At 67.4% G+C, this 18,889-nt stretch carries 18 protein-coding genes; 12 read left to right on the forward strand and 6 right to left on the reverse strand.

Annotation, left to right across the window (positions count from 1 at the left end):
- Positions 1–2: 2 nt before the first annotated feature.
- Positions 3–497 carry a hypothetical protein gene (locus YM304_RS07005; protein WP_041298088.1) on the reverse strand — a complete coding sequence of 165 codons (495 nt, stop codon included), beginning with the start codon at positions 495–497 and terminating at the stop codon, positions 3–5.
- Positions 498–582: 85 nt separating this feature from the next.
- Between YM304_RS07005 and YM304_RS07010 the strand changes: the two genes are divergently transcribed.
- On the forward strand, positions 583–1,395 hold the full coding sequence (locus tag YM304_RS07010; protein ID WP_015440959.1) for a hypothetical protein: 813 nt from the start codon (positions 583–585) through the stop codon (positions 1,393–1,395).
- A 6-nt stretch (positions 1,396–1,401) separates the two neighbouring features.
- Here YM304_RS07010 and YM304_RS07015 read toward each other — a convergent pair whose 3' ends face one another.
- A complete protein-coding gene (locus YM304_RS07015; protein WP_015440960.1) occupies positions 1,402–1,707 on the reverse strand; it encodes a hypothetical protein in 306 nt (101 codons plus the stop codon).
- Between the two features lie 16 nt (positions 1,708–1,723).
- Positions 1,724–3,115: an aminotransferase-like domain-containing protein gene (locus tag YM304_RS07020; protein ID WP_015440961.1), complete on the reverse strand. Its 1,392-nt coding sequence runs from the start codon at positions 3,113–3,115 to the stop codon at positions 1,724–1,726.
- Positions 3,116–3,184: 69 nt separating this feature from the next.
- On the opposite strand from YM304_RS07020, the gene YM304_RS07025 reads away from it, so the two are divergent.
- The 11 genes from YM304_RS07025 to YM304_RS07075 all read left to right on the forward strand — a co-directional run bounded on the left by YM304_RS07025 (position 3,185) and on the right by YM304_RS07075 (position 14,690).
- Positions 3,185–4,474 carry an aspartate aminotransferase family protein gene (locus YM304_RS07025; protein WP_015440962.1) on the forward strand — a complete coding sequence of 430 codons (1,290 nt, stop codon included), beginning with the start codon at positions 3,185–3,187 and terminating at the stop codon, positions 4,472–4,474.
- Between the two features lie 86 nt (positions 4,475–4,560).
- Positions 4,561–5,403 (forward strand): nitrilase-related carbon-nitrogen hydrolase, encoded by an 843-nt coding sequence (locus YM304_RS07030; RefSeq protein WP_015440963.1) that lies wholly within the window; start codon positions 4,561–4,563, stop codon positions 5,401–5,403.
- 11 nt (positions 5,404–5,414) lie between these two features.
- Positions 5,415–6,830 (forward strand): dihydropyrimidinase, encoded by a 1,416-nt coding sequence (gene hydA, locus YM304_RS07035; RefSeq protein ID WP_015440964.1) that lies wholly within the window; start codon positions 5,415–5,417, stop codon positions 6,828–6,830.
- Between the two features lie 16 nt (positions 6,831–6,846).
- A complete protein-coding gene (locus tag YM304_RS07040) occupies positions 6,847–8,331 on the forward strand; it encodes a CoA-acylating methylmalonate-semialdehyde dehydrogenase (RefSeq protein WP_015440965.1) in 1,485 nt (494 codons plus the stop codon).
- Positions 8,332–8,409: 78 nt separating this feature from the next.
- Entirely contained in the window at positions 8,410–9,432 is a 1,023-nt protein-coding gene (locus YM304_RS07045; RefSeq protein ID WP_015440966.1) for a TIGR03842 family LLM class F420-dependent oxidoreductase, read from the forward strand.
- On the forward strand, positions 9,429–10,298 hold the full coding sequence (locus YM304_RS07050; protein ID WP_015440967.1) for an ABC transporter permease: 870 nt from the start codon (positions 9,429–9,431) through the stop codon (positions 10,296–10,298). Before YM304_RS07045 ends, YM304_RS07050 begins: the two co-directional genes overlap by 4 nt.
- Positions 10,298–11,122, forward strand: a complete 825-nt coding sequence (locus tag YM304_RS07055; protein ID WP_015440968.1) for an ABC transporter ATP-binding protein — start codon at positions 10,298–10,300, stop codon at positions 11,120–11,122. Before YM304_RS07050 ends, YM304_RS07055 begins: the two co-directional genes overlap by 1 nt.
- Positions 11,119–11,940, forward strand: coding sequence for an ABC transporter permease (locus YM304_RS07060; RefSeq protein WP_015440969.1), 822 nt, complete (start codon positions 11,119–11,121; stop codon positions 11,938–11,940). The genes YM304_RS07055 and YM304_RS07060 overlap by 4 nt, the downstream gene beginning before the upstream one ends.
- 69 nt (positions 11,941–12,009) lie before the next feature.
- Positions 12,010–13,224: an ABC transporter substrate-binding protein gene (locus YM304_RS07065; RefSeq protein ID WP_015440970.1), complete on the forward strand. Its 1,215-nt coding sequence runs from the start codon at positions 12,010–12,012 to the stop codon at positions 13,222–13,224.
- A gap of 84 nt (positions 13,225–13,308) precedes the next feature.
- Positions 13,309–14,001, forward strand: a complete 693-nt coding sequence (locus YM304_RS07070; protein ID WP_015440971.1) for a dienelactone hydrolase family protein — start codon at positions 13,309–13,311, stop codon at positions 13,999–14,001.
- Positions 13,998–14,690, forward strand: coding sequence for an HAD family hydrolase (locus YM304_RS07075; RefSeq protein ID WP_015440972.1), 693 nt, complete (start codon positions 13,998–14,000; stop codon positions 14,688–14,690). The genes YM304_RS07070 and YM304_RS07075 overlap by 4 nt, the downstream gene beginning before the upstream one ends.
- A gap of 24 nt (positions 14,691–14,714) precedes the next feature.
- Here YM304_RS07075 and YM304_RS07080 read toward each other — a convergent pair whose 3' ends face one another.
- From YM304_RS07080 to YM304_RS07090, 3 genes are all read right to left on the reverse strand, one after another.
- Positions 14,715–15,719 carry a cytochrome d ubiquinol oxidase subunit II gene (locus YM304_RS07080; RefSeq protein WP_015440973.1) on the reverse strand — a complete coding sequence of 335 codons (1,005 nt, stop codon included), beginning with the start codon at positions 15,717–15,719 and terminating at the stop codon, positions 14,715–14,717.
- On the reverse strand, positions 15,719–17,140 hold the full coding sequence (locus tag YM304_RS07085; protein ID WP_015440974.1) for a cytochrome ubiquinol oxidase subunit I: 1,422 nt from the start codon (positions 17,138–17,140) through the stop codon (positions 15,719–15,721). Before YM304_RS07085 ends, YM304_RS07080 begins: the two co-directional genes overlap by 1 nt.
- 88 nt (positions 17,141–17,228) lie before the next feature.
- Positions 17,229–18,860 carry an acyl-CoA dehydrogenase family protein gene (locus YM304_RS07090; RefSeq protein WP_041298090.1) on the reverse strand — a complete coding sequence of 544 codons (1,632 nt, stop codon included), beginning with the start codon at positions 18,858–18,860 and terminating at the stop codon, positions 17,229–17,231.
- Positions 18,861–18,889: the final 29 nt, after the last annotated feature.

Here is an 18,889-nt window from a genome sequence, read left to right on the forward strand (position 1 = left end):
GGTCAGCCGAGTGCGGGAGAACCGCGGAACGGAACCGGGTCACCGGCCCCGGGAAGCTCGATCGACGACCACTTCGTGATGGCAGCGATCGCGTCGGCGACCTTTTCCCATTCTTCGGGGTTCCAGCCTTCGGCCTTGGCGCCGACCACCCCGTCGACCTGGGTGAGGACGAAGGCCGGCAGTTCGGTGAGTCCGAGCGCCTTGACCGCCGAGCGGTCGGGGTCACAGAAGACGAGGAACTTCTCGGTGAGCGGACCGAGGAACGCCGCGGCGTCGGCGGCGCCTGCCGTGACGATCAGGTTGATCCGCACGTCGCAACCGCGGAACTCCTCGAGCACCCGGGTAGCCGTACGGAGGATCCACGAGCTCTCGTTCGTGTACGGGTCGAGCACGACCGAGGCGAGGTGGAAGGTGGTGAGCCACTCCATCACCGGGCGGCCCTTGCCCAGCGCGCCGTTCTGCAACGGCGTGAGGACGAGGTCGGTTGGCAGTTTCACTTCGGTATCGGCCACAGGGAGAGGATACGTCACAACAGCGAGCTCGCCCCATCTCACCGCCGTGACGCGGGCTACGTTCGCGGTTGTGCATCCGATCGAACATCTGCGATACGTGGCCCGAGCCCATGGCGTCGACCCGGCCGCCCTCGTCGAGGAGACCGCTCACGCGCTCGGCTCGATGCATTTCGACCCGGCCGGACTCGTGGTCGCCGCCCGACGGATCGTCGAGCGACACCCGTTCACCGGGCCGCTGTGGTGGTTGTGTGCCAACGTCGCCACGTCGTCCGAACCGTTCGAGGCGGTGTGGGAACTCGCCGACCGGATCCGCAGCGACCGCACCGCGTCCGAGTTGGCGGCGGAGTTGCCCGACGACGGCCAGGTCGTCACGATCGGCGACCCCAGCGTGATCGGTCAGGGGCTCGCTCGCCGTGGCGATGTACGGGTTCTGGCCCTCGACATCGACCACTCGGCGACCTCGTTCGTCCGCCTCCTCGAGCGCTACGACGTCGACTACGAACCGGTCGAGGCCGGGGCCGCCGGCGCAGCGACTCGCGTCGCCGACGTCGTGCTCGTCGAGGCGCTGGCGATGGACGCCGAGCGAGTCATCGTCCCGTCGGGTTCGTCGACGATCGCTGCCGCAGCGGCCGCCTGGGAGACGCCGGTCTGGCTGGTCGCCGGGGTCGGACGCCGACTGCCGGAGGGTTTCGTCGACGCGATGGTCGAGCAGCGTGCCCGCTTGGCCGACGAGGTCGACGACTGGACGATCGACGTCGAAGTGCTGCCGACCCGACTCGTCACCGACGTGATCGGACCGCTCGGCAAGATGCCGATGGGCCCGCCTGCCGCGCAGCCCGAGTGCACGTTCGCCGCCGAGTTGCTCCGTCGCCCTCCGATGTGAACCCTGCTACAGGCCGCGGTGGCGCGGCTCGTGGCCGAGAAGCGCAGCGATGATCTCCTCGGCTTCCTCGCGCCGGTCTTCGGTGACGAAGATGCGGGCCATCGGCTCCCGGGTCGTCATCATCGGGTTGATGCTGTAGTCGTCGGTCACCACGGCCGGCACCCCCTGGGCCACGAGCTCGTCGGTCACCATCTGCGACTGCCACAGCGGGAGCCACGCGGCCTCGACCGTCCGATCGGGATCGGGCGGTTTGGGCTCGTCGCGACCGAGGAGCCAGTCGACCGCTGCCTTCCATTCGTCGCGAAGTCCCATCGCCACAGTCAATCGGTCAGACCGGTGCGGCGGCGGCGACGAGCGCGTCGACCAGGTCGGCGATGTCGTCGCGGGCGTTGCCGACACTCACCCGGATGTGGTTGGAGCGATCACCGACGTCGACGCCGAACGGTGCGCCCGGCGCCACGCCGATGCCGTGCAGCGCGAGGGCGACCACGGCACGCTGCTCGTCGGCGACGGGAATCCAGATGTTGAGGCCTTCGCCGTCGACGACCTCGATGTCGTTCGCGCGCAGCCCGTCGACCAGTGCCCGCCGACGCGAGCGATAGACGTCGGCGGCGCGTTGGACGAGCTCGTCGACCGCGGTGTCGGTCAACAGCGTGAACAGGATGTGTTGCACCAGCCGGCTCGTCCACGACGGACCGAGGCGGCGTCGATCGACCACGGCGGCGATCGGGTCGGCAGCACCGCCGATGGCAGCGATGCGCAGGTCGGGTCCGTGCGACTTCGAATAGCTGTGGACCCGCACCACGCGGCCGGGCAGACGCGTGCCGAGCGTGATGCCCGGACGGGTGACGAGGTCGCCGGCGTGATGGTCTTCGATCACCCAGGTGTGTTGCGCGTGCCGAGCGAACACGTCGGCGACTTCGTCGACGCGCTCCGGGGTCATCGACACGCCGGTCGGGTTGTGCGCCAACGGTTGGATGATCGCGATCGCCGGTTCGCTCAGCAACGCGTGGTCGAGGAGATCGGGGCGGATGCCGTGCGCATCGACGGGGACGCCGATCACCCGTGCGCCGGCGCGTTCGAGCATGTCGAGGATCGGTGGAAACGTCGGGTCCTCGACCACGACCACGTCGCCGAACGAGACGGTTGCCGAGATCAGTCGGTCGATGGCGTCGAGTGCCCCGTCGACGATCGTGAGCGCCTCGGCGTCGAACGCCCACCGGGCGAGCAGGAGATCTTCGAGGTCGGCGAGCACCGGGCGGTCCATGTACGACGAGATGGTGATGTCGGTCGGCAACGTGCGCAGCATCGCGTCGAGCGAGGGGAGCAGGGCCGTGTCGGGCGTACCGGTGCTCAGATCGAGGATGGCGGTGCCGGCCGACGCTGGCACCTTCCAGAACCGCCCGCTCATCTCGGCGCGCCCCGCCCGGACGGTGGTGCCGTTGCGTCGTGCCGTGTCGATGAGCCCGTGGCGGCCGAGGATCCGCCACGCTTCGGCAACGGTGCTCGAGCTCACGTCGAGGAACCGGGCCAGCGTGCGCACGGTCGGGAGCCGGTCGCCGGGTGCGAGCGCACCGCGACGCACGAGGCCGCCGATCGCTTCGGCCACACCGGTCGAGGTCCGGTCGACGCACGCGTCGGCGATCAACGCACAGGCGTCGCTCGACGTCGGCGACGAAGCGACCGGAATCGGAGGCGGGCTGATCGACGCGTCGGTCATGCGGATTCTTTGTATACAACAAAGAGGACCTTGTGTCGACTCGATGCGGGCAAATACTGTCGGGCGGGTATGACGATGACGAACGATCTCGACGAGCGCTATCGCTCGGTCTTCCCGTCGTGGCTGTCGCCGCTCTACGCCGAGCCGATCTCGATCGAGCGCGGCGAAGGCAGCTACGTCTGGGACCTCGAAGGCGAGCGCTACCTCGACTTCTTCGGCGGGGTGCTCACCACCATGATCGGGCACAACCAGCCCGACGTGACCGCCGCCGTCCAGGCGCAGGCCGCCAAGGTCATGCACACCTCGACGCTGTATCTCAACCAGCCGATGATCGAGTTGGCCGAGGAGATCGCCGAGGTGTCGGGCATCCCCGACGCTCGTGTCTTCTTCACCGCGTCGGGCAGTGAGGCCAACGACACGGCGCTGCTGCTCGCCACGTCGTACCGCAAGTCGAACCAGGTGCTGGCGATGCGCAACAGCTATCACGGCCGTTCGTTCACCACGCAGGCGATCACGTCGCACTCGTCGTGGTCGTCGACGAGCACGTCGGGTCTCGACGTGCACTTCGTGCAGGGCGGCTACCGGCTTCGCAGCCCGTTCCGCGACCTCGACGACGACGCGTTCACCCAGGCCTGCTGTGACGACCTCGAACAGATCCTCGACATGACCAGCGCCGGCTCGGTCGCCGCGCTCATCGCCGAGCCGATCCAGGGCGTCGGCGGTTTCGCGATCCCGCCCGACGGGTTCTTCGGCCAGTTCCAGAAGATCCTGCAGAACCGCGACATCCTGTTCATCAGCGACGAGGTGCAGACGGGCTGGGGCCGCACCGGCGAGCACTTCTGGGGCTACCAGGCCCACGGCGTCACGCCCGACATCCTCACCTTCGCCAAGGGCGTCGGCAACGGTGCCGGACTCGCCGGGGTGGTGGCTCGCGCCGACGTGATGGACACGATCAAGGTTGCGTCGTTCTCCACGTTCGGTGGCAACCCGCTCGCCGCAGCAGCCGGGCTCGCCACACTCCGACACGTGCGCGCCAACGACCTGCAGACCAACGCGAAGCGCATGGGCGAGCGGCTGCGCAACGGACTCCACGCCGGCATCGGCGACGTGCCCTGGATCGGGGAGGTGCGCGGCCGCGGCCTGATGCTGGCGATCGAGACCGTGCACGACGATTCACTGCATCCCGACCCGTCGAAGGCCCTCGCCATCGCCGAAGGATGCAAAGCACGCGGACTGCTGGTGGGCAAGGGCGGCCTCTATGGCAACGTGGTCCGCATGGCGCCGATGCTCAACAGCACCGAGAGCGAGATCGACGAAGGCGTGGCGGCGCTCGTCGCCACCATCGAGGCGATCGCCTGACGAGCCATCCCGTCACGAACCCGTGACGCTCACGAAACAAACGAACACCACACTGACCGACCGATTCACCGACATCTGGGGGAACCATGAGCAACATCATCAAAGCAGCCCTGCTGCAGACCGACTGGACCGGCGACAAGGAGTCGATGATCGTCAAGCACGAGCAGGCCGCTCGTGACGCGGCAGCCGAAGGCGCTCAGATCATCTGCTTCCAAGAACTGTTCTACGGCCCGTACTTCTGCCAGGTCCAAGACCCGCAGTACTACGAGTACACCGAGTACATCCCCGACGGCCCCACCACGCAGCGGTTCCAGAAGCTCGCCGCCGAACTGAACATGGTGATGGTGCTGCCGATGTACGAGATCGAGCAGCCCGGCGTGTACTACAACACCGCGGCGGTGATCGACGCCGACGGCACCTACCTCGGCAAGTACCGCAAGCAGCACATCCCGCAGGTCAAGGGCTTCTGGGAGAAGTTCTACTTCAAGCCCGGCAACGGCGGGTACCCGATCTTCGACACGGCCGTCGGCAAGGTCGGCGTGTACATCTGCTACGACCGGCACTTCCCCGAAGGCTGGCGGGCGCTGGGACTCAACGGCGCCGAGATCGTGTTCAACCCGTCGGCGACGCACCGTGGGCTCAGCGAGTACCTGTGGAGCATCGAGCAGCCGGCGGCGGCCTGCGCCAACATGTACTACGTCGGCGCGATCAACCGCACCGGCATCGAAGAACTCGGTGAGAACGACTTCTACGGGCAGAGCTACTTCGTCAACCCGCGCGGCCAGTACGTCGGCGACAAGGGCGATGCGCACAACCCCGAACTGATCATCCGCGACCTCGACATGGACCTCATCAAGGAAGTCCGAGACGGCTGGGCGTTCTACCGCGACCGCCGCCCCGAGGCGTACGGCGAACTGGTCGAAGGCTGAGAGGAGTCGACATGAGCACCACACTGATCCAAGGCGGCACGGTCATCTCGGCGATCGGGCGGCGCGAGGCCGATGTCCTGATCGACGGCGAGTCGATCGCGGCGATCCTGGCTCCCGGTCACGCCGGTGCGTACGGCATCGTCGCCGACCGGGTGATCGACGCCACCGGCAAGTACGTCGTGCCCGGCGGTGTCGACGCCCACGTGCACATGTCGCTGCCCTTCGGTGGCACGGTGTCGGCCGACGACTTCGACACCGGCTCGCGCGCCGCCGCCTGGGGAGGCGTCACCACCATCGTCGACTTCGCGTCGCAGACGGTCGGACTCGACGTCCGCGAGACCCTGGCCGCCCGACACGTCGAAGCCGAAGGCGAGTGCCACGTCGACTACGCGTTCCACCAGATCATCGGTGACGTCAACGAGACCTCGCTCGAAGCGATGACCCACCTCGTCGAGCACGAAGGCGTCACCAGCTTCAAGATGTTCATGGCCTACCCCGGCGTGTTCTACTCCGACGACGGGCAGATCCTGCGGGCGATGCAGAACGCCTCCGAATCGGGCGCGCTGATGATGATGCACGCCGAGAACGGCATCGCCATCGACGTGCTGGTCGCGCAGTCGCTCGCCAACGGCGACACCGACCCGAAGTACCACTCGTACACCCGGCCCGAAGAGCTCGAGTCCGAAGCGACGCACCGGGCGATCAAGCTCGCTCGCGTGGCCGGCAACGTGCCGCTCTACATCGTGCACATGTCGGCGTCCGAAGCGCTCGAAGAGGTGTCTCGCGCTCAGCACATGGGTCTCAACGTCTTCGCCGAGACCTGCCCGCAGTACCTCTACCTCTCGATCGAGGACCACCTCGCCCAGCCGGGATTCGAAGGTGCGAAGTGGGTGTGCTCCACCCCGCTGCGCTCCAAGCACGAGCACCACCACAAGGACCTCTGGAAGGGTCTGCGAATGAACGAACTCGCCGTGGTGTCGACCGACCACTGCCCGTTCTGCATGAAGGACCAGAAAGAGCTCGGCCTCGGCGACTTCTCGAAGATCCCGAACGGGATGGGTGGTGTCGAGCACCGCATGGAGCTGATCTACCAGGGTGTGGTGATGGGCGAGATGACGCTCGAACGGTGGGTCGAGACCTGCTGCACCACGCCGGCGCGCATGTTCGGCCTGGAGAAGAAAGGGGTGCTCGAGCCCGGCGCCGATGCCGACGTGCTCGTGTGGGACCCCAACGGCACCACCAAGATCGGCATCGACGACAAGCATCACATGGCGATGGACCACTCGTCGTACGAGGGATTCCAGGTCGACGGCAAGGTCGACACGGTCCTGTCGCGCGGGCGGGTCATCGTGGAGAACGACACCTACGTCGGCGCCAAGGGCCACGGCAAGTTCGTCAAGCGCGGCCTCAACCAGTACCTCCACTGAAAGCAGTCTCGAACACATGAATCGCATCTCTCATTGGATCGATGGTCAGGTCGTCGAGTCGACGTCGGGCCGATCGGCACCGGTGTACAACCCGGCCACCGGCGAACAGACCGGCGCGGTCGACCTCGCGTCGGTCGACGAGGTCGCCACGGCGGTCGCCGCGGCCAAGGCGGCGTTCCCCGAGTGGCGGGCCACGTCGCTGTCGCGACGCGCCGAGATCATGTTCCGGCTGCGCGAACTGGTCGACGCCAACCGCAAGGAGATCGCCCGGCTGCTCACCGCCGAGCACGGCAAGGTCCTGTCCGACTCGCTCGGTGAGGTCGCTCGCGGCCTCGAGAACATCGAGTACGCCTGTGGGGTTCCGCAGCTCATCAAGGGCGAGTACTCCGAGCAGGCATCGAGTGGCGTCGACGTGTACTCGATCCGCCAACCGCTCGGCGTCGTCGCCGGCATCACGCCGTTCAACTTCCCGGCCATGGTGCCGATGTGGATGTTCGCCAACGCGCTCGCGTGCGGCAACACCTTCGTGCTCAAGCCGAGCGAGAAGGACCCGTCGGTCAACATGTTCGTCGCCGAACTGCTCGCGCAGGCCGGCCTTCCCGCCGGCTGCTTCAACATCGTGCAGGGCGACAAGGTCGCCGTCGACGCGATCCTCGAACACGACGACGTCGCCGCCGTGAGCTTCGTCGGTTCGACGCCGATCGCGAAGTACATCTACGAGACCGGCACCAAGCAGGGCAAGCGCGTCCAGGCGCTCGGCGGGGCCAAGAACCACATGCTCGTGCTCAACGACGCCGACCTCGACATGGCCGCCGACGCCGCGGTGAGTGCCGCCTACGGATCAGCAGGGGAGCGGTGCATGGCGATCAGCGTCGTGCTCGCCGCCGACGAGATCGCCGACGACCTCGTCGCCAAGATCGCCAACCGGATCCCGGCGATCCAGGTCGGCGCCGGCGACGACCCCGACAGCGAGATGGGCCCCCTCATCACCGGCGAGCACCGCGACAAGGTCGCCGGCTACATCGACCGGGCCACCGCCGACGGCGCCACCATGGTCGTCGACGGGCGCGAAGGCGCTCCGGGCGAGGGCTACTTCCTCAAGCCCACGCTCCTCGACAACGTCGAACCGGGCATGGCCTGTTACGACGACGAGATCTTCGGCCCCGTGCTCAGCATCAAGCGAGTCGCCGGATACCAAGACGGTCTCGACACGATCAACGCGAGCCCGTTCGCCAACGGCACGGCGATCTTCACCCGTGACGGCGGGGCCGCGCGCCAGTTCCAGTTCGACGTCGAGGTCGGCATGGTCGGCGTCAACGTCCCGGTGCCCGTACCGGTCAGCTACTACAGCTTCGGCGGCTGGAAGGCGAGCCTCTTCGGCGACACGCACATGTACGGCCCCGAGGGCATCAACTTCTACACGCAGGCCAAGGTCGTCACCAGTCGATGGCCCGATCCGGCCACGAGTTCGATCGACCTCGGCTTCCCCGAAACGCGTTAGCGGCCACCGGTTTCGTCTTTGGTCGTCGGGGCCTCGGGCGCGAGAATCCTCGTCAATCTGAAATGGAGAAATGAAGCCATGGACATCGGCGTCGTCTTACAAGCAACACCACCAGCAGCACGGGTGATCGACCTCGCCAAGCGAGCCGAGACCTACGGGTTCAGCCACGTCTGGACGTTCGACTCGCACATCCTGTGGGAAGAGCCGTACGTCATCTACTCCCAGATCCTGGCCGAGACGCGCAACGTCGTCGTCGGACCCATGGTGACCAACCCGGCCACGCGCGACTGGACGGTCACGGCCTCGACGTACGCCACACTCAACGAGATGTACGGCAACCGCACGGTGTGCGGCATCGGCCGTGGTGATTCGGCGGTTCGCGTCACCAACGGCAAGCCGACCACGCTCGCCACCATGCGCGAATCGATCGACGTGATCCGCGAACTCGGCAACGGTCGAAGCGTCGAGTACAACGGCTCCACGATCACGCTGCCGTGGGCGTCGAAGAGCGAACTCGAAGTGTGGGGCGCCGGATACGGACCCAAGGCACTCAAGCTCATCGGTGAGACCTGCGACGGCTTCATCCTGCAGTTGGCCGACCTGTCGATCACCGAGTGGATGATCAACGCCGTGCGCACAGCGGCGAGCGATGCCGGGCGCAACCCCGACGACATCACGATGTGCATCGCGGCGCCGGCCTACGTCGGACCCGAATCCGACATCGCGTACATGCGTGATCAGTGCCGCTGGTTCGGTGGCATGGTCGGCAACCACGTCGCCGACATCGTCGCCCGCTACGGCGACTCGGCTCCCGTGCCCCAGGCGCTCACCGACTACATCAAGGGCCGCCAGGAGTACGACTACAACGAACACGGTCAGTCGGGCAACACGCACACGACGTTCGTCCCCGACGAGATCGTCGACCGGTTCTGCATCCTGGGCCCGGTCGAGGCGCAGTTGGAGAAACTCGAGGCGCTCCGTGCGCTCGGTGTCGACCAGTTCGCGATCTACCTGCAGCACGACGGCAAAGACCACACGCTCCAGCAGTACGGCGAGCACATCATCCCGGCGCTCACGGAACAGGAACTGGCCAAGCGGTGAGTCGACACGACGGGCTGGCGCAGGCGCTGCGCCGGGCGCTGCTCTTCGTCGTCGCCCTGGGCCTCGCCGTCGCGGCGTGGGAGTTCTACAAGTGGATCGGGCCTGCGCAAGGCGGCGATGTGTTCGGCTGGCGCATCATCCCGAAGACCAACGACCGGGTGATGCCACACACGTGGGAGATGGTGTCGGAGTTGTTCGACCCCGCGATCGGCAGCCGTGACCAGAAGGTCTGGCAGGTGCTGCTCGGTTATGCCTGGTACACGTTCCAGATGTCGATCGCCGGCCTGGCGGTCGGCGCCGCGATCGGCATCGGTCTGGCCGTGCTGATGGCGCGTTTCCGCGTGGTCGAACGCGGCCTGCTGCCCTACGTCGTGATCTCGCAGACGATCCCGCTGATCGCGCTGGCCCCGCAGGTCACGGCCATTCGCGGCAGCCTCGACTGGCCGCAGTGGACCTCGGCCGTGGCGCTCGCTGCGTTCCTGTCGTTCTTCCCCGTCACGGTGGCGACCCTGCGCGGGCTCCAAGCAGCACCCGCTGCGTCGCTCGAGTTGATGGACAGTTACGCGGCCGGATGGTGGACCACGTTGCGCAAGCTGCGTTTCCCGGTCGCGGTGCCGTACATGGTGCCCGGCATGAAGCTGGCCGCGACCGCGGCGGTCATCGGCGTCATCGTCACCGAGATCACGCTCGGTGGCCTCCGCGGCGTCGGGTTCGCCACGATCGACTACAGCCAGAAGGTCACCGCCCAACCGGCCTCCGTCTACGCCGCGGTCTTCGCAGCAGCGGCGCTCGGCCTCGTGATGTTCGGCCTCGTGGTCGCCTCCGAGAGCCTCGTCATGCGCAAGCGTCCGAAAGAGGCGATCTGATGAACAGCACGAATCCCCACGTCGATCACGCGGTCCAGGTGAGCAACGCCTCGATGGTGTTCAACGCCGGTACCACGAGCGAAGTGGCGGCCCTGTCCGATGTCGACCTCACCGTCGACCCCGGCGAGTTCGTCTCGCTGATCGGCCCGTCGGGCTGCGGCAAGTCGACGCTGCTCCGGCTCGTCGCCAACCTGCTCGATCCGACCGCCGGCACGGTGTCGGTCAACGGCAAGCCCGCCGACCAGGCACGCCTCGACCAGGACTACGGCATGGCCTTCCAGAAGTCGGGGCTGTTCGACTGGCGCACGGTGTCGAAGAACATCGAACTGCCGCTCGAACTCAAGGGGTGGGACAAGAAGCGGCGCGCCGAGCGAGCCGCCGAGATGCTCGAACTCGTCAAGCTTCCCGATCGTGGCAACCACATGCCGTGGCAGTTGTCGGGCGGCCAGCAGCAGCGCATCGCGATCGCCAGAGCGCTCGCCGCGCATCCACCGCTGCTCCTGATGGACGAACCGTTCGGTGCGCTCGACGAGATGACCCGCGAGCACATGCAGGCCGAACTCCTCCAGATCTGCGCGGCCACGTCGACCACCGTGGTGTTCGTGACGCACTCGATCCCCGAAGCGGTGTACCTCTCGAACCGGGTGGTGGTCATGTCGCCGGGCCCGGGGCGCATCACCGACATCATCGACGTCGACCTGGGCCAGCACCGAGACGAAGACACTCGCGAAGACGACACCTTCTACAAGAAGATCACCGAGGTTCGTGAAGCCCTGCGCGGCGCCGAACTCGGCGACGGCGCTCGGGGGATCGAAGACCGATGAGTACCGCATCGGCGGGCACGGCGGCCAGCGCGTCGTCGCGTGGCAAGAGCGTGCTCGCGGCCGTGTGGCCTCCGCTGGCGTTCGGCGTCGGCATCCTGGCCGTCTGGGAGGCTGCGGTCGCTGCGTTCGACATCAAACCGTTCACGCTCCCGGCGCCCACGGCGATCTGGTCGGCATTCATCGAACGCTTCGACGACGTGTTCGAGCAGACCATGGTCACCGGCACCAACGCGCTGATCGGTCTGTTGGTCGGCCTGCTCTTCGGCGTGGTCATGAGCCTCGTCACCGTTCGCTTCCGCCTGCTCGAAGAGCTGCTGACGCCGCTGGCCGTCGCGCTCAACGCGGTGCCCATCGTCGTGATCGTGCCGATCCTGAACAACATGCTGTTCGGCACCACCAGCCAGGTGCCGCGACGGCTCATGGTGGCGCTGATCGTGTTCTTCGTCGTGTTCGTCAACGTCAGCAAGGGGCTTCGTCAGGTGTCGGCGACGCACCTCGAGCTGATGCGGTCGTACGCGGCATCGTCGACCGACATCCTGCTGAAGGTGCGGGTGCCCAACGCCATGAGCTACCTGTTCACCGCGTTGCGCATCGCGGCGCCGCTCGCCGTCATCACGGCGTTCGTCGCCGAGTACTTCGGCGGGGTGCAGAACGGGCTCGCCACGGGCGTCCGCAACAGCCTCAACGGCAGCAAGGACGTCACGTGGGCGTATGTGATCGGAGCGTCGGCGTTGGGGCTGACGTTCTACTTGATCTCCATCGGACTCGAACGGGTCCAGTGGGGACGCCACGCAGCGAGAGCTGCGGGCCAGCAGTGAGGACACCAGGCAGACAATGACATCACCGTCAACTACACATCGGGAGCTTTCCCGGGGGAGCACAACACCATGAACAAACGACTCAGCACCATCGTGGCGGGGGTCTCCGTACTCTCGCTCGTGGCCGCAGCGTGCGGCAGCGACGACGAGCCGGCAGCCGAACCGGCACCGGCCGAAGAAGAAGCTCCGGCCGAGGAGCCTGCCGACGAGGAGGCACCGGCCGAAGAGCCCGCAGCCGACGGCGACTGTGAGACGACCGACTCGGTCAGCTTGCAGCTCCAGTGGTTCACGCAGGCGCAGTTCGCCGGCTACTACGCCGCCGTCGACAAGGGCTTCTACGCCGACCAGTGCCTCGACGTCGAGATCAAGGAAGGCGCCGTCGAGATCGTGCCGCAGACCGAACTCGCGAACGGCAACGCCGACTTCGCGATCGCCTGGGTGCCCAAGGCACTCCAGACCCGTGAAGCCGGTGCCGACATCGTCAACATCGCACAGGTCTTCGGCCGCTCGGGCACGCTGCAGGTCAGCTTCGCCGACAGCGGCATCACGTCGCCCGACGACTTCGCCGGACGCACGATCGGCAACTGGGGCTTCGGCAACGAGTACGAAGTGTTCGCCGCCATCGGCCAGGCCGGTCTCGACCCGGCGAGCGACGTCACGCTCGTCGGTCAGCAGTTCGACATGATCGCACTGCTCGAAGGCGAGATCGACGCCGCCGAAGCGATGACCTACAACGAGTACGCGCAGGTCCTCGAAGCCGTCAACCCCGACACCGGTGAGCTGTACCAGCCCGAAGACTTCAACGTCATCAACTACGAAGAGGTCGGCGTCGGCATGCTGCAGGACAGCATCTGGGCCGATGCGGCCAAGCTCGCCGACGACGCGGACTACCGCGACCAAGCCGTTCGCTTCGTCGCCGCCTCGCTCCAGGGCTGGGCGTACTGCCGTGACAACGTCGAAGAGTGCGCCACCATCGTGACCGACGCCGGCTCGACGCTCGGCGCCAGCCACCAGCAGTGGATGATGAACGAGGTCAACAAGCTCATCTGGCCCGCCGAGAACGGTGCCGGCATGCTCGATCAGGCCGCCTGGGACCGCACGGTCGAGATCAGCCAGAGCACGCCGAACCTCGACGGCGCGACGGTGCTCACCGCACCGCCGACCGACGGCGCTTACACGACCGACATCGCCACCGAAGCCATGGCGCTCCTCGGCGACTCGGTCGACCTGGTCGGTGCCGACTACGCACCGATCGAGGTCACCCTCAACCCCAACGGCGAGTGATCCACAAGATCACCCACCGGTGAATGCAGCGGAGCCCCGAGGACGATCCTCGGGGCTCCGTCGCGTCGCACTACGTTTGACGTCATGGCAACCATGGTCGAATTCGCGAGCAACGGCATCGATGCCCAGGGCTACCTGGCACTTCCCGACACCGGATCAGGTCCGGGTGTCATCGTGGTGCAGGAGTGGTGGGGACTCGACTCGGGCATCAAGGAGATGGCCGACCGCCTCGCCACCGCCGGGTTCGTGGCGTTGGCGCCCGACCTGTACCACGGCGAACTCGCCGCCCACGACGAGATGGACAAGGCCGGCGAGTTGATGACGGCGTTGCCGGCCGACCGGGCCGCCCGCGACATGAGCGGCGCCGTCGACTTCCTCGACGCCCACGAGGCCACGACCGGCGACGCGATCGGCGTGATGGGATTCTGCATGGGCGGCATGCTCAGCTTCGTCCTCGCCGCCGACCGTCCCGACAAGATCAAGGCGGTCGTTCCGTTCTACGGCTTCCCACAGGGCGACGCCCAGCCCGACTACTCGAAGATCGAAGCGGCGATCCAAGGGCACATGGCCGAGCACGACGACTTCTTCCCGCCCGCCGCGGCGGCCGAGCTCGAGAGCACGCTCAAGGCCCTCGGCAAGTCGGTGACCCTCACCGTGCACCCCGGCAGCGGACACGCATTCATGGCACCGCACAACGCGCTCGGCACGCAGAACCAGGCGCTCTACGACGAGATCTGGCCACGCGCCACGGCGTTCCTGCACGAGCATCTCGGGTGACCGCCGCACGGTTCGACGCCGTTCTGTTCGACGCGGGTGGCGTGCTGGTGCTGCCCGACCCACTGGTGCTCGGGCCGCTGCTCGCGTACTACGGCGGATCGGCCGACGTCGCCGACCACGTCCGTGCGCACTACGCGGGGATGAAGGCCAAGTCCGACGCCGGGTCGGGGGAGACGTCGTGGGAGGTCTACAACCGGGCGTACGTACACACGGTCGGCGTCGACACCGCCGACGTCGACGAGGCGGTCGAGGTGCTCGACCGGACCCGCTATCACGCGACGTGGCGCTACGTCATCGACGAGTCCCGAACCGCGCTCGGGCGACTCGCTGCGGCGGGCGTGCCGATGGGGGTCGTGTCGAACGCATCGGGACAGATCGAAGCGATGCTGGCCCGCTCGATCTGCCAGGTGGGGCCGGGCGCGCATGTCGAGATGCGGGTGATCGTCGACAGTCACGTCGTGGGTGTCGCCAAGCCCGACCAGCGGATCTTCGACTTCGCGCTGCCGTCGTTCGCCGAGTTCGAGCGCTCGCGGATCGCGTACGTCGGCGACTCGGTCACGATGGACATCGCGGCGTCGTCGGCGGCCGGATTGCACCCGATCCTGATCGACCCGTACGACGATCACGTCGGGGCCGAGTTCGAACGCATTCGCTCGGTCGGCGAACTCGCCGACGAGCTCTGCGGCTGAGCCGACGCGAGGCCGCCGTGCCGATCAGTGGGTGCGCGCCCAGCGCTTGCCGTTGACGAGCACGTAGAGCCAGGCGAGCGCCGGGACGACGGTGACCGCAGCCAGGCCGAACACGACGAGCAGGCCGACCTGCGTCGGGCGAGCGCCGATCACGTCGTCGATGTCGGCGTGATCGACGAGGATCGCCGGATACTGGCCGACACCCCAGCCGACGACGATGGAGGCGACGGCGATCGTGGCACCCACCCGGGCGCGGTCCCAGCGCTGCTGACGGAGACGCAGCAGACTGAACGACCCGGCGACGGCGGAGATGGCGATCAGCGGCAGGCCTCGGCCGTGCAGCCCACTGGCGAGATGCTCGGCATCGATCTCGAGCGTCACCGCGGCGACGAGCGCCGCCCCGCCGGTGATCGCGCCGACGAACAGCGCGGTCGTTCCGACCCGCTCGGCGAGCTCGGTGTTGCCGGCACGGTGAGCGTCGGCGGCCAGGAAGGTTCCGGCGAGGAACGTGCAGGTCAGCACGGCCAACGCTCCGCCGACCCACGAGGTCGGTCCCGTCCAGCTCGTCCACACGTCGCCCGATCCGTCGAGGGGGACCCGCCCGCTGGCGATGGCACCGGCGATCATGCCGAGGAAGAACGGGGTGATCAGCGACGACGCGGCGAAGACGGCTCCGTGGATCTGCGCTTCGCGCAGGGTCGACGCGAACTTTCGGAACGCGAACGCACCGCCGCGCAGGACGATGCCGAGGCCGACGAGGAGCCACGGGATGAACAGCGTGTTCATGATCGCGGCGAACGCGGTGGGGAAGCCGGTCCAGAGGAACACGAGGATGTAGATCAGCCACACGTGGTTGGCCTCCCAGACCGGCCCGATGCTGCGGTCGATCTGCGAGCGCAGCGGGGCGCCGCTCTCCGCGTCACCCGCCGTGAGGTCCCAGACGCCCGACCCGAAGTCGGCTCCACCGAACAGCGCGTAGGCGACCACGCCGACGAACATCAGGCCGGCCACGATGTCACTCAGGCCCATCAGGCTTCACCTCCGTCACCTCCGTCGCCTCCGTCGATCGCCGCTGTCGAGGCGCCGACGGATTCGAGCTCCCGGCTCGGGCCGTACGGCGTCGGCAGGTCGACGTCGTCGGACTCTCTCCAGCGGCGGGTCATGCCGCGGATCACCCGCGTGGCGAGCGCACCCATCGAGGCGTAGACCACGATCATCGCGACGAGACTGAACCAGATACCGCTGTTGTCGGTGACGGCGTCTTCGGTGCGCATCACCCCGTAGGCGATCCACGGCTGGCGGCCGACCTCGGTCGCGGTCCACCCCGCTTCGAGCGCGAGCACCGAGAGGCCACCACCGGCGACCACCGACCACATGAGCCAACGCCGCTCGAACACGGCGTCACCGACGCGTCGTCGACGCCACCAGTACACGGCGACGATCCCGGCCATCGCCGTGCCGGCGGCGACCATCGCCTGGAACGCGAGGTGGGTGACGTTGATCGGCGGTTGCTCGTCGAGCGGGATGTCGTCAAGGCCCGGCACGACCTGGTTGAGCGAGTTGCCCGAGGCGATCGAGCCGAGCCAGGGGATCTCGATCGCGAAGCGCTTCTCACCGTCGATCCACAAGCCGCCCACGGTGAGCGGCGCGCGATCCTCGGCCTCGGCGCTGAGTTCGAACGCGGCGAGCTTCGCCGGCTGGTCTTCGGCCAGTCGCTGGCCGGTGAAGTGCCCGATCGCAGGCTGGGTGATCGCAGCGATCGACGCGAACACCATCGCCACGGTGAATCCCAGGCGGTGCGCACGGTCTCGGCGGCCCTTCAGCATGCCGATCGCGTAGACCGACGCGACCAGGAAGCCGGTGACCGCGTACGTGGCCACGAACATGTGCGCCGCCTGCCCCCACACCGCATTGTTGAACATCGCGGCGAGTGGATCGATGTCGACGACGTCGCCGGTCTCCGGGTCGATCGAGAACCCGGCGGGATTGTTCATCCAGGCGTTGACCGCGATGATGCAGAACGTCCCGAACGCGCCCGACGCGATGATCGGGATCAGCGTGTTGAGATGGAGCCGAGGCGGGAGCCGGTCCCAGCCGTACAGGTAGATGCCGATGAAGATCGCTTCGAGGAAGAACGCGATGCCTTCGAGCGCGAAGGGGAGGCCGATCACGTCGCCGTACGTCGACATGAGGCCGGGCCAGAGCAGGCCCATCTCGAAACTCAGGATCGTGCCCGACACGGCTCCGACCGCGAACAGCACGGCCGACACCTTCGCCCACTTCTTCGCGAGGACGAGCGCGTCGTGGTCGTCGTGCTTCAGGCCACGGCGATGCAGGACGTAGATCAGGGCCGGGAGGGCGACGCCGAAGCACGAGAGGATGATGTGGAAACCCAGTGACAGGGCCATCTGGTATCTGGCCGCCATCAGTTCGTTCGCTGCGAGCAACACGGGAACCTCCTGGTCGAACCATAACTTCGACGCACGGTCGGCGGGGTGCGCCGGTCGTCACGCGCGGTCGACGATGGGGAGTTTCGGCTCAGTCGGCGTTGCTGGCAGCGATGAGCTGCCGGGCGATCACCTTGAGACACAGCGTCTCGTCGGCGCCTTCGAAGATCGACAGCACGCGAGCGTCGACGAAGAGCCGACTGACCGGGAACTCCTCGGCGTAGCCCATGCCGCCGTGGATCTGCATCGCTTCACGGGTGACCCATTCGGCGGCCTTGCAGACGTACGCCTTCACCATCGACGCCTCCATCGCTCCCTGGCCCTTGGCCATGAGCGTGGCGACGGCGAGCGCGAACTGGCGACCGGCTTGGGTGAGCACGGCGATACGGCCGAGCTTGGCGCGGGTGAGCTGGTAGTCGAGGATCGCCGTGCCGAAGACCTTGCGGTTCTCGGCGTAGTCGAGCGCCTGCTCGTACGCAGCCTGCATGACCCCGACGGCGCGTGCAGCCGTTTGCAGACGGCCGTTCTCGAAACCGGCCATCTGGTAGTAGAAGCCCTTGCCGAGTCCTTCTTCGCCGCCGACCTGGTTCTCGGCGGGGACCCACCAGTCCTCGAGGGAGATCTCGTAGCTGTGCATGCCGCGGTAGCCGATCGTGTCGATCGGGCTGCCCTCCATGCGACCGCCGGTCGACACCGGGCCGTCGGGTCCGTCGATCTCCTGACGCAGATCGAAACCGTGCGCGTCGCCGCGCGGCTTGGGGACGATGAACAGGCTGAGCCCGCGGTGCGTCTTCGTCCGGTCGGGGTCGGTGCGGGCGAGCAGGGTGAGTGCGTCGGCGCGGGCACCGAACGTGCACCAGGTCTTCACACCGTTGATCACCCAACCGGCTTCACCGTTGGGGCCGTCCTTCGGGGTGGCGGTGACCTTGATGCCGGCGACGTCGGAGCCGTAGTCGGGCTCGGTGACCGCAACGGCGGGCATGACCTCGGCGGTGGCGAGGAGCGGCAGCCACTTCTGCTTCTGCTCCTCGGTGCCACCCTTGACGAGCGCACGGGTGAGGATCTCGGGACGCGTGATGAGCGAACCGCCGATGCCGAGGCTCGCCTTCGACAGCGCCTCGGTGGCGGCGACCATCGCGATGTACTCCTCGTCGCCGCCCTCGCTGTAGCCGCCGTACTCGGCCGGGACGCTCAGCCCGAACGCGCCGAGTTCGGCCATGCCGCTGACGATCTCCTCGGGCACGTCGGCGTTGGTTCGGTGCACGTGCTCGGCGTGCGGCGCAATGACGTTCTGCGCGAAGGAGTCGAACGTGTCGGCGACCATCTCCATGTCGCTGCTGAGGTGCGACGGGCCGGGCGTGTCGGCCAGCGAAGCGAGGAACTCGGGAGCGCGGTACGTCGCCATGAAGGCGTGCGCATCGGCCATCGCGTCTCGTTCGACGCCCCAGTCGGCCTCGCGGCCCAGGATCTTCGAGGTGAGATCGTGCGCCATGTCGGCGGCGTAGGCGCACGTGATCTTCGCTTCGACGTCACCCTTGTTGCCGTAGTCGACGAGCGACTTCGCCGTGGCGACCGCCGATGCAGCGTGAGCGATGTCGTACGCGAGCACCTGGTGCTCGTCGGGACCGCCGTCGAGCGATGCGAGTCGGCGTACCGCCTTGCCGACGACTCGGTCGGCCAGATCGATGACGTCGGCGGCTGCGGGAAGGTCTGGGGCAGTCATGACTGGCGAGATTACCGATCGGTATCCGG

This window comes from Ilumatobacter coccineus YM16-304 (genome assembly GCF_000348785.1).
Lineage (GTDB): Bacteria > Actinomycetota > Acidimicrobiia > Acidimicrobiales > Ilumatobacteraceae > Ilumatobacter_A > Ilumatobacter_A coccineus.

What these genes read in the sequence shown, in the direction of transcription:
- YM304_RS07060 (WP_015440969.1), top strand. Translation starts at nt 11,119, where the DNA reads ATGAGTACCGCATCGGCGGGCACGGCGGCCAGCGCGTCGTCGCGTGGC.
- YM304_RS07020 (WP_015440961.1), bottom strand. Translation starts at nt 3,115, where the DNA reads ATGACCGACGCGTCGATCAGCCCGCCTCCGATTCCGGTCGCTTCGTCG.
- YM304_RS07090 (WP_041298090.1), bottom strand. Translation starts at nt 18,860, where the DNA reads ATGACTGCCCCAGACCTTCCCGCAGCCGCCGACGTCATCGATCTGGCC.
- YM304_RS07025 (WP_015440962.1), top strand. Translation starts at nt 3,185, where the DNA reads ATGACGATGACGAACGATCTCGACGAGCGCTATCGCTCGGTCTTCCCG.
- hydA (WP_015440964.1), top strand. Translation starts at nt 5,415, where the DNA reads ATGAGCACCACACTGATCCAAGGCGGCACGGTCATCTCGGCGATCGGG.
- YM304_RS07015 (WP_015440960.1), bottom strand. Translation starts at nt 1,707, where the DNA reads ATGGGACTTCGCGACGAATGGAAGGCAGCGGTCGACTGGCTCCTCGGT.
- YM304_RS07030 (WP_015440963.1), top strand. Translation starts at nt 4,561, where the DNA reads ATGAGCAACATCATCAAAGCAGCCCTGCTGCAGACCGACTGGACCGGC.
- YM304_RS07065 (WP_015440970.1), top strand. Translation starts at nt 12,010, where the DNA reads ATGAACAAACGACTCAGCACCATCGTGGCGGGGGTCTCCGTACTCTCG.
- YM304_RS07045 (WP_015440966.1), top strand. Translation starts at nt 8,410, where the DNA reads ATGGACATCGGCGTCGTCTTACAAGCAACACCACCAGCAGCACGGGTG.
- YM304_RS07080 (WP_015440973.1), bottom strand. Translation starts at nt 15,719, where the DNA reads ATGGGCCTGAGTGACATCGTGGCCGGCCTGATGTTCGTCGGCGTGGTC.
- YM304_RS07055 (WP_015440968.1), top strand. Translation starts at nt 10,298, where the DNA reads ATGAACAGCACGAATCCCCACGTCGATCACGCGGTCCAGGTGAGCAAC.
- YM304_RS07070 (WP_015440971.1), top strand. Translation starts at nt 13,309, where the DNA reads ATGGCAACCATGGTCGAATTCGCGAGCAACGGCATCGATGCCCAGGGC.
- YM304_RS07040 (WP_015440965.1), top strand. Translation starts at nt 6,847, where the DNA reads ATGAATCGCATCTCTCATTGGATCGATGGTCAGGTCGTCGAGTCGACG.